Raw genomic sequence first — 12,720 nt, 5'->3', positions numbered from 1 at the left:
TGACACACCCCATTTAAATTTGGCGTTCAAGGGAAGTCCAAGACCAATTTCCACCACCCCACATAGGAACGGCCTATGTCTTCGAGCTTGAATCGCTCACGGTATGGGAGCCAAGAGCCCGACTGTGAATCAATGCCATCAACGCCTGTCCACCAGGAGTCAGTTCACCCCTGCGACTGACGGCGAAAATATCCAGATTGACTTCGGGAACAATTCTGCGAACTACGCAACCACTGCTTTGTGCAATTTCCCTCCATGAATCCGGCATGACTGTATGTCCTATCCCAGAGCGCACTAGGGGAAGTAGGGAAGTGCGATGCTCCATTTCGGCAATGACACTTGTTGCGGAGTCATGCACAAGCGCGTTGTCGATGAGCTGGCGCATTAATGAACCTCGAGGGGAGATGACGAAGCGCAGCCCGTTGAGACTTCTTCTTTCGATGGTTTCCGAGTCGGTTTCAGTGCCAGGTGGAGAAATTAGCACTAAAGGTTGCGACTCCAGCTGACAAACATCTAGATCTGCAGTTTGCGGTTGGCCAGACGATCCGAGCAAGCCTATTTCTGCAGTTCCCGAACGGACTGCTTCAACAGTCTCGGACGGCGTGAAAACACCTGCAACGTTGACCATCATTCCCGGATACCGAGCATGAAAATCTCTAATGAGTCCGGTTAGTGGCTCCACGCCGGGACTAGGCATGGCAGCCAATTCCACAGTTCCTGACTCTAGAGCACGAACAGAGGATACAGCGCGTCGTGCGACATCAAGGTCCCGCAATACTTGCCGAGCTGGAAGAACTAAACGTTCTCCAGCGCTAGTCAGCTCAGCCCGTCGACCTGTTCGATGGAAAAGCTCCACACCGAGCCTGCGCTCAAGTGAGCGAATGGACTGTGAAAGCGACGGTTGGGCGACGTGCAGTGCATCTGCCGCGCGACTAAAACCCCCATGATCAATAACCCCGAGAAAATAAGTTAGCTGCCGTATATCCACGTGTACTCCTGACATAGGAACGTCCTATGGGTGGTAGTGAGAATTTGTCTTGGACGTAACCCAGATCACATCACATGCTGATAGTAGCAACTATCAGGAGGGAGGCATGAAAATGCCCAACAAGATTTCGACTGTGGCCTCATCGAGCGCGCGGTCAATTCGAACTAACGTCGCCGAGGTTCTTCTTCGTGGAGGAACTTACAGAAGCTTGGAACAACAGCGGCTTTCGCCAATGGAAGAGAAGTTTGAAACCATCCGTCGGGTCTCAGGATTTATCCTCGCTCCACTTGGATTCCTGGCCATGATGATCATTCCGGAAGGGATGGACCCCACTCAGCAGAAAATCGCAGCTGTCTTAGTTGGTGTGATTTTGCTGTGGCTCTGTGAGACTCTTCCGATTCCGGTTACCGGATTGTTCGGCGTTGGGCTTTTGGTAGTCATTGGTGCGGCACCTGCTTCTGAAGTTTTAGCGCCATTCGGATCAACCACAATTTTCACGTTCATTGGAGCATTTATTCTGGCGCAAGCCATGCTTAAACATGGCGTTGCGCAACGACTGGCATTCTTTGTGCTTGGCCTGCCGGGAGTTGGGAACTCAACAGTTCGCATTATCTTGGCTTTTGGCGGTATTACCTGTGTGCTTTCAGCCTTTGTATCCAACACTGCGACAGTAGCTATGCTCCTGCCGACTGCGCTGGGAATTTTGACCGTAATTGCGCAACTTATGCAGGACAAAGGGATCGTAAAAGAAGACTTCGATCCACTTCGCTTACGAGTAGGTGCAGCGTTGATGTTGATGCTGGCTTATGGCGCGTCCATCGGTGGTCTCTTGACCCCAGTTGGCGCCCCACCAAACTTGATTGGGCGCGGACTCATTGAAGAAGCAACTGGTATACGTATTTCCTTCGGGCAATGGGTCATGACGGCACTGCCGATCTGCATTTGCATGATGGTGGCCTTGACGGTGATCCTTTTTATAGTTAACCGTCCAGAAACGCGACGTATTGAAGGAGTCGCAGAATTCGTTACCGAGCATAAGAAGCAACAAGGGCGCATGTCACGTGCAGAAATAAACACAATCATCGCATTCTCAATAACCGTATTTTTGTGGATCTTCCCTGCGATCCTCGGCATCTTTGTTGGCGTCGACTCTGCAATCTATGAAGCTGTTGATGAACGCCTAAACGAAGGTATTGTCGCAGTCCTCGGCGCTGTCCTTCTATTCCTCCTCCCAGTAGAGTCAAAGAAGCTGAAGTACACCCTAGATTGGTCGGATGCCGCAAAGATTGACTGGGGGACAATCATCTTGTTTGGTTGCGGCATGATTTTCGGAGCGATGCTCGGAAATTCGGGCCTCGCAGAATCGATCGGATCCGGGCTTAACAGCATGCTTGGAGTTTCAAGTGCTGTTGTTATTACTGGAATGGCAGTGTTGTTAGCCATCCTAATTTCTGAAACTACGAGTAATACCGCAGCGGCAGCAGTTACCGTTCCCATCGTGGTTCCACTTGCCATAGCGGCCGGTATTGATCCAGTTATCCCAGCTATGGCGGCTACATTCGGTGCTTCATTTGGGTTCATGCTTCCGATTTCCACACCGCAGAACGCCATCGTCTACGGTTCGGGCTGCGTATCCATTGCTCGAATGATCCGCACCGGAATTAGCTTTGACATCATCGGGGGAGCTCTCATCGTATTTTTCCTCCCAACTGTGGCAACCATGGTTGGAATTGGGTGACGCTAATCGAGGAGCTGGAACCTTCATCCCTTGAAAAGCTGAAGAAGCTATAGATAGTCATGAAACGACGAAAACCCCCTGTTTACAGGGGGTTTAGTTGTGGTCCTAGCTGGGTTCTAGACAGCGAGCTGCCATAGGGTTGCCCATCCCGGTTGTCGGGAGGTGTTGAACCCCGCTTCCGGCAACGTGGCCAACGTTTTATAGATAGTCGTTGGCGACACGCCTAAGGCGGTCGCGACTTTACGGACGGAAAGCGGGGGTGCTCTCAGAGAGCACCCCCAAAATACCGAACTCAGACTTACTGAGTATCGTCCGTAGCGTCTCCGCCGCTGTTGCCATTGCTCAAACCTAGCGTTCAGGTCCAAGTATGCTGGACATAGACGCAAAAATAGCTCTTCGGCGGTTCGGCCCGGTGTTATTGAATGGAGTCACTCGGTAGCTCCAGCACTGGAACTCTCCATCAAGGGTTTCTAACGAGGCCACATTAAGCACACCCATAGCGGGGTTAACGCAGTGATCGCGGTCGCTAAAATAACCACGTGCACAGGGAGCGTTGATGGCCAAAGCGGTCAGGACCTGAGAAGATTGGTCTATGAACAGTATGGTACCCGAACTTGAGACGTACATCTCCTTTTGCCTCGGTCAACTCAGCGAGCGCAACGAGCACCATACGTTCGAGATCATTGCAACGCGAATCGCGCGGAAGCGGATTAGTGCTAACATCCTCGTCGCGAATGGCCCCGTCAGCGCCGGCGGAGACCAGCAACGAGACGCAGAGAGTTACGCGACGCGTATTCCCGATGAGCTGCCGAATGCGGCTGGGTTTTCCGCTTCTGCTTCCACCTCACCTATGGTCATCGCGTGCACGGTACAGAAGACAGGCCTGAAGAAAAAAATCCTAGATGACCTCGCAGGAATCTGCGCGGCCGCCGCGGCACCCGTTGAACTTGTAGCGTTTTTTAGCGTGCACTCGATTTCCGAAGCCACCACCCATAAGGTCCAGGAGATTGCGCGGACCACTTACGGTGTCACGCTGGACGTATACAGCGGGATGAAGGTAGCCACGATCCTCGCTGAGCCCGACCTGGTCTGGGTAGCACAGCACTACCTCCGCGTGCCCGCTGCCATGGTGCCTGAGCCCGAGGACGTCACCCCGGAGTGGTATGGGGAACTCCGAGATGCTCTGCGTCGCAATGGTGGTCCGGTAGCACTCACGCCTGCGACACAAGGGGAGATTACAGAGGCCCTCCGGTTCGCAACATGGGATGAGGTCGCCAACGCGGATCTCCCAGAATGGCTGGACTTCATGGGTGCGTTCCTCGACAGGGCCGCTGACGATGACATCGTTTTCCGCGCCTGCTACGAGATCGCAGTCGCCCGCTTCCGGGGCATGGGTATCGCCGGAACAAGCGAGGACCTTATCCGCCGCGCCGTGAACTACGCCCTATCGAACATCCACACGAACATCTTTGACGATGCCGTCACGCTTGTGGCCTACTGGGGAAATATGTGGGTAGCGGGAGTGGCGACCGCCTCTGCGACCGAAATCGCAGAGGCGAGGGAGAGGCTTCACGAGCACATCGCCGCAGAGCTAACGGCAGTGGACAGAGCGACCTATCCAGTTCGATCCGCGTCGTTGACAGGTACGCTCGCCTCCCTCCATTTGCAGCCCAAGTGGGAAAGGGCAGAGGAGAACGGATTCCGCCCGCCCAGGGTCGACGTGGCGGCTCATGCCGGCGTGAAGCTGGATTCGGTACAAGTCGACTCATCCTTCGCGGATAGTCTGATCGATTTGGACACCGCGATGCGATTCCTCGACGACCTCGTCGATCTCTTGCCACGAGCACGTCCATACTCAGCGAGCGGTCTCAGCCCATCCGAGTTACGCGAAAGTGCGAGACGCGCTCGATGCCCGAACCGCAGAAGTGCAGGGAGATGCCGCCATCGCCGAACGATGCCGCGATCGCGCGATCGCGTTCGAGGGGGCCGGTCAGCCCCTTGAGGCGCTCGCCGAGCTGCACACAGCCAAGGCCCGGTGGTTCCACGGAGACCTGATGTACGGCGCGGTGCTTGTCTCGCGATACATCGCCAAGATCTACCTTGATCTGGGCTTGACCTACGCGGCGAAGATGTACGCGTGTGGCGCCGCGATGATGGCGAACCAGAGCCCTGACGACGACGTCAAGACGCAGATCCCCAAGGCAATCTTCCAGGCCGCCCGTGCCGCCCAGATGGCGGGCTGCTGGGTCGATGCGGCCGCCCTGACAGAGATAGCCCTCCTCGCCCACAACTCGCACGCCACAAACCCGTTCGACCTCTCCAGCCACCCAGACCTCGAGCACCACCATACGAACGAACTGATCGAGTACCTCGCCGTCCGCACCTTCTGGCCCGATGTTGAGCCCTTGTTTCGCCACGCGCATCCGACCACGGACAGATACGAACTTCTCTCGGAGCAAGCGTTACATCCTGACGCAGCGATGCTCTTGGACGAGGAACGGTTTCAGGAGTTCGCGCGTGAGCAGTTCACCGGGCCAGTTCTGGCTGACCTCGGACACACACGCACGATCGACTTCGAAGCCCTCGGCGTACGGTGGGTCTTCAAGTTCGACAACGACCATGCCTCGGTCCTGACAGCAGAGGGACTCGTCGCTGCCTTCCAGGTCTTCCTCGCAGACGCCGCACGCTTCCATCCGGTAATTCTCCGAGCGACAACCAGCATCAGGATAGATACGACTCGCGGTGCCTCCCACGCCAGCAATGACGTGCTGTTCGACAATGATGGCGACGAAGTCTCGGTGCAGATCAACTGGTCTGAATCCACCGGTGATCTTGATGAGATCTCCCGATCAATCATCTCCATGAGCATCCGGCTTCTTGGCGAGGTGCACGCACGTCCAAGGGAAGACCTGATGGCACTCCTCGACTCGCTGGGCCGCGACGGGATCTCCCACAAGGTGCTGATGGGGCGCCCGTATAACGAGTCGGCCGATTTTCTGAGTAAGGAGCACTATGAGCGGTGCGCAGGAGCCACGCGGCCATCGTCCTCGGACGCGTTCACACCATCCAGTCATGAGTCGCTTGCAGCATCGACTCGCGAAGGTCCGGATTACAACCGAGCAGAGTCACTTGAACGCATCGAGCAGCGATACCGAACGGCTGAGAGTTGGAGCCTATCGCTCGCAGCCTTCCTCGAGGATCCGCGGGGACGCAAGGAAATCGATCGGCTTCAGGCTGATGGATGGCTCGACTGGCAGATCTTGGTGACCTTTGTGAACGTCGGCCTTAACTGGAGAGTACAGCGGGAAGCAATCGACCCGATGTCAATCACCCCGCAGCAAATGCGAGAGCTCGCCACGCGTCCCGAGGAGGAGTCGGAGCTTCGGCTGCCCGTGGAGTTCATCCTTGAACATCTCGAGAACAATCTCTTCATTCAGACCGTCAGCGTCGCTAGGAACTGGAAGCTCCGAACTCAAGGCGGAGCACTCGGCTTGGATATCCTCCGCGACCTCCTTGTTCGCCGGTACCACTTTGGAGAAGACGATGTCCCGCACACCAACCTGTTCAAGATCGCTGCAGATGCTGAAGAACGGGCGTCGCGGGGTTGATAGTTTGTTACGACTTGGGTTCAATTCGTCAAAGCAATATTACTTCGTACTGCTCAGCGAGAGTGCGAAATCTAAAAATTTTCCAGGGACGGTTGTTGAGCCTGTCGGTCACCTAATTCAGATCAGCCTGGCTGAAGCCTTTCATCAATGTTCTCTACAGGAAATACTGGCGCAATAACCGATTGGTGTTCTAGTTAGTTCCGCGTTGCCGGGGTGAGTGAGGATCAGCGAAATACACCTTCATCCCCATACCGGCAGCGACCTCTTTATGGACGGCCCTGGGGAAGCGCCAGCTTAATACTAGGTATATGACTAAATCTCGACGAGCAGGAACATCTCGCTGACAAGCAGTTTCAGATAGAACATAATGTTTTAGAAACTATGAATCACAGGGAGGTAACTGGGTGTTACCTGCACTTGACGAGCAGACTGGCCTGCTCCCGCTTGGCCGGTTCAGTGCCTCCTTGGATGAGATCAAGGCAAACTATATCGATGATCCCAGGTTCGCTGAGTCGATGACTCGTAGCGAGATCTGGCATCATTTTGAGTCGGCAACGGCGGCATCCGCTCAGTTGTTCCTATGATGTGCGTATGGATCGGCGGGAGCTTCCTCACCAATAAGATAAATCCGGATGACATCGATCTTGTTTACTGGTGTGAGATGCTCTTGTTAACCAAGTCACCGACCTCCCCGGCTGGCTCATCTTTCAGATGTTCGGAAAAAACGAAGTTCGCTTCAGAACGGGTCTGCGTGGCGACACTCGTTACTGTCAGTGGCACGTATTTCCTGAGGCGGACCGATCGAACTCAGCCGAGCATCAATCTTACGTGTCGATGCGCGGATACTGGGACGACTTTTGGATGCGCAAACGCAGCGGTGCAAAGGATGCCCTTCCGCAACAGACCGACGCTGTGTCGCAGCGTGGTTACTTCGAAGTGACCGTGGATGGTTTCCATGACATCTGATTGGGAGCAGTTCAAGGCCGACATTCAAGGAGAAGTTGACGGCGGCATGCAAATGATCTTGCGCACATGGCTATTGAGAGTTGCGTGGTGAGCATGACCTGCTGCGCCGCGATGCGTCCTCGGGGGCCCTACGCTTGACTGGGCCTGGAATCACGATCCACTCAGGTGCTATCGACAGTATCGCTGACGCGCTCCGCAACTTTCAACGTCTTGTGCTTACCACAGGCCTCGCGGTGCGAGGGCACACATCGCTGCGTGGGCAATCGCAAGCCGATATTGTGTCGATGACTCGGTTGAACTCGAATGGATCAGCATTGCCGGGAAGTCTTATTCTGCAGATTATTTCAGCAACTTCACCTGCAGATGAGATCGTACCCGACGACCAAGTAGGTCTATTCGGTGATGACAATTCCGAACCCCAACTTGTCGACACTGCAATGAAGCGCGCGTTGGAATTACTCAATGATGGGCGTCGCCTCTGACCAGATGCTGACACCAGCGACTACTTGAACCGCATTAGCGAGTACGGTCCGCGTGTTGCCGCAACGCTGCGGGATTTCTCAACGGGTCTGGTGAAGGCGAGGTTCGAACCGGATCTTACCTGGCCCCAGCCGCGACAGCCACGCCTGTGTATGCGTTTCTCCACCGCGGAACTTGCTCGAATTGGTGACCTTATCGCGTCCCGAGAGCTCGAGCTCGAGCCGACCACTATCCGCGGAATACTTCTGACCGCCAGTGAGATCAGTGCTTGGCAACTGGAGAGCGAGGGCGGCGAGGTAGTTAAAATCAGCGCGAAACATATCCCCGTCGCGAGCATAGCTATGCTCCGCACCGGCATGTTGGTTTTCTGTCGATGTAGCAGTGACGGAGGATATAAGCCCTGCCGGTGAGGTGAAACTTAGGTACACCGCGACATCGTTCGCTGTGCTTAGCGACCCCTTAGCCCGCGATATTATTGACCCGTAAAGCTTAAATCAGGTAGGGATGGATCCCAATAGGGCACCGTCTTAACAAGCCAACGACGGGTCTACCCCTGTGTTCATTGCCCCGGGGTCGAGCCCTTATGCCCTACTGCGGATAATAGATCATGCCTCCCCACCACCTTTTCTCAATTCCTGTGTGGTGTCCTCCTCCCGAGCGCTGGAGCTATATAGCGCTGCAGCAAGTCAATGGTGTGCAGATTAATAGGTGTGCTCGGATCACCCCGTTAAGCTAATCGACAGTGTGAAAGTCATGCCTGCGCCGACAGTATTTTAGGGAAGCGATGGAGTCCAAATTGAGTGATAGTGCGACGGATATATTTGATCAGCATCCGCTGTGGGAGGACCTTGAGACGGTCGAAGCGTGGTTGAATGAGCTGTCGGAAAAGTTTGACCCAGCGTACGTGGGTTTACCGGAGCTGGCCAGCGATTTTCTACGCCGGATTGACATTGTTATTCGGACTACGAGGCTTTACTTGAACCTTGCAGATAAGGAGACGGTGAGTAGCTCATTCCTGGACGAGTTACGGACGTCATTGCTTGCCATGACGGGGCACCTCCAGCAGATCACCTGGGATGATGAAAACGATTATGACCAAGAACTGAGCGATGCTAACAAAGCGGCAGATAGCCTCTTGACATCTTTGTACAACCTAGCTTTCCTCCCGATTGATCTAAGTAGCGCAGTTCGAGAAGCAGACATCGCAGAACGTGCACGCGTGCAGAGCTTTCTAGAAAAGAGCCAGGTTGTAGTTCACAGCCTCACCGCGAAGGAAGAAGAACTCCGAGAGCAGCTGGAACAGAACAAACAGGACAGTAAGGAGGCGTTGGCGGATCTACGCAGCCTGATCGAGGAAGTCGCTGAGAGCTTTAAGGATGAGATAGACGAGGGTGTCGAGGCCGGTCGTAAGCGCATTGACGATCAAATCGTGACCCTACAGAACCAGTACAACTCCGAAATTGAAAAGCAAAAGTCGACAGCGCAGACGCAGCTCGAGGCAATCATGGCCGATATCAAGCGTCAGAAGGACGAGCTTGATGCGATGGTGGAGAAGACACAGACTATATCCGGTTACGTCGCAGAGGCGGCAATGTCACGAATGTTCCGGGAACAGGCCGATGAAGCCAAAAAGCTGTGGAATAGTTTCACTATCGCAGCTTCAGTGGTAACCCTGCTTACCGTGATTTTGCTGTTCATCGCTGGAACTCAGGGATTGGGAGCAGATGCCACCCTTGCAGATGTTGTACGTGCCACAGTTCGGTTGTTCTTCAGCCTGGGAGCGGGCGCCCTGGCGGCATATTTGTTTAGACAAGCAGCGGCTCAACAGCGAAGGTTCCAAGACAGTCGTAGCGCAGAGGTGCGTTTGGGATCTATGGATGCCTTCCTTGCTCAATTTGAGGAGGATGAGGCACAGGAGATTCGTCGTGGTGTGGGCCAGCGTGTCTACATCGACGGCGAGCTTGGCGAAGTATCCCGAGGTGATCAGGCCGGGCGGAAGCCTGTGGCACTGGCACCGAAGGACGGATCAAATGGTACCCAGACGACGGCCTCACAAGGTACCCACCATACGGTCACGGACGAGGACTAACTTCCAACCTAATACGTCCCTATAGTTTTCTACGTAGTAGGGGATTAGGCCCCGCATCTGTCTTATCATCCCCGTAGTGTTCCAACACTGCGGGGTTTTCTCATGCAGTCATGACTACCATTTACCGCCGTAGATGTAGTGGTAGAGAACCATCGGTGATCAGGGTCGTTCGACTCTTGCCGCGAGTGCCAGAAACAGTTTTCAGCTCGCCACGGGCAAACCTACGATCCAAGGATTGAAGAGAGACACCCAGACGATCACACACTTCGTCGCGGCGGAAAGTCCTGAGCAGATCATCTGCAGTAAAAACGGAAGCAGGGGTGGTTAAAGAAGCCATGAGAGATACCTCCGGCACCTCCCCACCCGTCAAGGGGGTACTACCGGGACCTATCGGTGTCCCGGCCCGGGGGCTGTCCCGTAGTGACTAATCAACTCATTAGACGTGTCATCCCATCACGCCCCGTCCCCGCTCCAATGGCCGAGTTGCGTGGGGGATATCCACGCCACGGCCATCTTCAGCACGATTACTCTCAGGATACCTAGGAGTGTCAGGAAGCGCCACCCTTAGGGTGCGCAACCGCCGTGCAGGTTAGCAAGCAATTCACGAGTACCACGCAGGTACCACGACACCCCTCGTACCACGATTTAGAAAGCAGAAAACCCCCTGTTCCCAGGGGGTTTAATTGTGGTCCTAGCTGGGTTCGAACCAGCCGTAGCGCCCTGGTGCCTTCATAAAACGCGAGGTCGCGATGGCTTCATTTTAGCAGGAAGCGCCCAAGAATGACCAGAAATGAATCCACTCACCCCACGTTCACCCCACGCGGGCGAGAGGGTGAGCGATGGCTTCTGTTTGTCTTTTATACGCATAAACGACAATGACAAATGTGAACAAGGATGCTAAAATCACCCTCGACCAGCAGGGAAAAATGTCTAAAGTGACTGGTAGTGACACTAAGTGACTACTTTGACACCTTCACTGAATGACATTTCTCAACCTGAAAACTATGCGGAAAAATGGAAGAGGGTTTGTGATATATGTCACGATCGAGGAATTGAGGAGAGATCGAAAAGTTGCGCTCGGAGAGGTACAGGGCACGCTTCATGCACGAGGGTAGGCGATACTCTGCCCCGTACACTTTCGGTACCAAGGGTGAGGCGTAAGAGTTCTTGGCCTCTGAACGCACAGCCATCATCAATGGCACATGGATGGATTTTGAGATGCGGGAGAGGTTTGAGCGGGCACAGCTTGAGGCTGAAGAACGCATGATGGAGACCTTCTTTAGTTATGCATCGAGGTGGATAGAAACCCGGACAAATGCCCAAGGAAAGAAACTTAGCCAAGGGGTGAAAGATGATTACTTTCGTTATATAAAATCAGATCGACTAAGTTATTGGGCTGATTATGCGCTCTGCGCAATCACCGTCGCTGATGTCCGTGAGTGGTATAGCGACACCATTCAGGATGGGAAATTGACCTCAATGGCACGGAGTTACAGCATGATGAAGTCTGTCATGGAGACTGCGGTAGAGGATGGCATCATTCCGACGAATCCGTGCAAAGTACGTGGCGGGGGTAATACCAAAACAGGAAAAAGGTTGATCCCCCAACCGATGCCGAGCTTGAAGCGAACATTGGTGCACTGCCGAGTAAGTACTTTTGTTTGGCTATTGTTGCTGCTGCCGGCGCACTTCGATTCGGTGAAATCGTTGCGCTACGAACCACCGATGTCGATGTTTATTTTGATCGCAGCGGATTTGTAGACTGTGTTCGAATAAGGATTTGCCCGGGAGGGCCTAATGTCACTTAAGCAGTGCAATCCTTACACCCTTTTTCGGGTAGAAAAGAGGAGCGTTTCCTCTTTCATCCAGCTCTTAAGCGAATTTATGCTTATCCTCAGCTTGTACACATTTTTCCGACAGGTAAAGGTTTGATATATGCGGTTGGTACGAAGACTAGTGGGGGTTTCTGCTGTTATGTTGCTGGCCATCGGGGTTGCATCTCCGGTGGCTCAAGCACAGGTGGAAGATCAATTTGAGCTTGTAGAAGAAATCACTGATGAGCAGTTTGCTGATGACGGTGTTGATTATGTTCCCAATAGGAATGCTCCAACAGTTGAGGAACAACTTGAGGATTACGAAACAGCACATCCAGAAGTAGTCGTTGAGTATCACGAGCAAGTCAACGATAGTAAAGATAATGTCGAGGAACTCCCGCTGCCTAAGCGGGACATAGTTGCAGGGGACATGCGTTCAGATGTTATCGAGTTACCGGAGGGGGTAAGCAAGGAGAAAGCTGACCAGCTAGAAGTTGCGGAAGCGCGACTTAACGAGGGTGCACGACTGATGGCAACCACCGGGTGTGAGGTTATGTGGCCAACGGGCTTCTCAGTTTGTGGCCGAATTCTTGACACCTATCGCCAGGTTGGAGGTCAGTTGTCATGGCTTGGGCCACCGAAGTCAAACGAGTTGACCAATCCCGACGGTGTTGGCAAAAGAAGTGAATTTTTTGGTGGAGCCATCTATTGGCACCCAGACACAGGCGCTTATGCAGTGACCTTGGACGGTTTGCGACAGTGGGGGACCTTGAACTGGGAATCAGGGCCATTGGGGTACCCAACCTCTGGTCCGATGGATACAAACTATCCCCTTACTCAGCGACAGACTTTTCAAGGTGGTGACAACTACTACAACCCATTGACTGGCGGTGCTGTGTGGGGCGATATTAAACAGCGCTACGAAGAACTTGGCGGCTCGAATCATGCCATTGGCATCCCGATCACTAATGAGCTACCTAGCGGTACTGAGTATTTTTACAATAATTTCTCCAATGGAACAATTTCGTAGCGAAATG

General features: G+C 53.9%; 10 protein-coding genes and 1 pseudogene. 9 read left to right on the top strand and 2 right to left on the bottom strand.

Translation table 11 applies throughout. The features are described from left to right. Positions 1–73 precede the first annotated feature (73 nt). Positions 74–988 carry a LysR family transcriptional regulator gene (locus tag N24_RS09900; RefSeq protein ID WP_096456534.1) on the bottom strand — a complete coding sequence of 305 codons (915 nt, stop codon included), beginning with the start codon at positions 986–988 and terminating at the stop codon, positions 74–76. Between the two features lie 232 nt (positions 989–1,220). Here N24_RS09900 and N24_RS09895 point away from each other — a divergent pair, with 232 nt between their 5' ends. From N24_RS09895 to N24_RS09865, 7 genes and pseudogenes are all read left to right on the top strand, one after another. Further along, a complete protein-coding gene (locus N24_RS09895) occupies positions 1,221–2,726 on the top strand; it encodes an SLC13 family permease (RefSeq protein ID WP_096456532.1) in 1,506 nt (501 codons plus the stop codon). A 592-nt stretch (positions 2,727–3,318) separates the two neighbouring features. Further along, positions 3,319–4,728, top strand: coding sequence for a hypothetical protein (locus tag N24_RS09890; RefSeq protein WP_096456530.1), 1,410 nt, complete (start codon positions 3,319–3,321; stop codon positions 4,726–4,728). Further along, complete coding sequence (locus tag N24_RS09885; RefSeq protein WP_167382079.1) at positions 4,619–6,334, top strand: hypothetical protein; 1,716 nt, start codon at positions 4,619–4,621, stop codon at positions 6,332–6,334. Before N24_RS09890 ends, N24_RS09885 begins: the two co-directional genes overlap by 110 nt. 404 nt (positions 6,335–6,738) lie before the next feature. Next, entirely contained in the window at positions 6,739–6,918 is a 180-nt protein-coding gene (locus N24_RS09875; protein ID WP_096456526.1) for a hypothetical protein, read from the top strand. Further along, a pseudogene (locus N24_RS16725) lies at positions 6,915–6,959 on the top strand (hypothetical protein); the annotation flags it as partial. The gene N24_RS09875 and the pseudogene N24_RS16725, both read left to right, overlap by 4 nt. Positions 6,960–7,380: 421 nt before the next feature. Continuing rightward, complete coding sequence (locus N24_RS16465) at positions 7,381–7,782, top strand: hypothetical protein (RefSeq protein WP_197702391.1); 402 nt, start codon at positions 7,381–7,383, stop codon at positions 7,780–7,782. A 794-nt stretch (positions 7,783–8,576) separates the two neighbouring features. Next, a complete protein-coding gene (locus N24_RS09865) occupies positions 8,577–9,869 on the top strand; it encodes a hypothetical protein (protein WP_157736420.1) in 1,293 nt (430 codons plus the stop codon). Positions 9,870–9,990: 121 nt separating this feature from the next. Here the strand turns inward: N24_RS09865 and N24_RS09860 are convergent, their stop codons facing one another. Continuing rightward, positions 9,991–10,206 (bottom strand): hypothetical protein, encoded by a 216-nt coding sequence (locus tag N24_RS09860; RefSeq protein WP_096456522.1) that lies wholly within the window; start codon positions 10,204–10,206, stop codon positions 9,991–9,993. Positions 10,207–11,036: 830 nt separating this feature from the next. On the opposite strand from N24_RS09860, the gene N24_RS09855 reads away from it, so the two are divergent. Both N24_RS09855 and N24_RS16630 read left to right on the top strand, forming a co-directional pair. After that, complete coding sequence (locus N24_RS09855; protein ID WP_227747653.1) at positions 11,037–11,630, top strand: hypothetical protein; 594 nt, start codon at positions 11,037–11,039, stop codon at positions 11,628–11,630. A gap of 174 nt (positions 11,631–11,804) precedes the next feature. Then, complete coding sequence (locus N24_RS16630; RefSeq protein ID WP_231910977.1) at positions 11,805–12,713, top strand: LGFP repeat-containing protein; 909 nt, start codon at positions 11,805–11,807, stop codon at positions 12,711–12,713. The last annotated feature ends 7 nt before the right edge of the window (positions 12,714–12,720 follow it).

It is taken from the genome of Corynebacterium suranareeae, assembly GCF_002355155.1.
Lineage (GTDB): Bacteria > Actinomycetota > Actinomycetes > Mycobacteriales > Mycobacteriaceae > Corynebacterium > Corynebacterium suranareeae.
The sequence above is the reverse complement of the archived record's forward strand: the minus strand, read 5'-3'. Positions and strand labels throughout refer to the sequence as shown.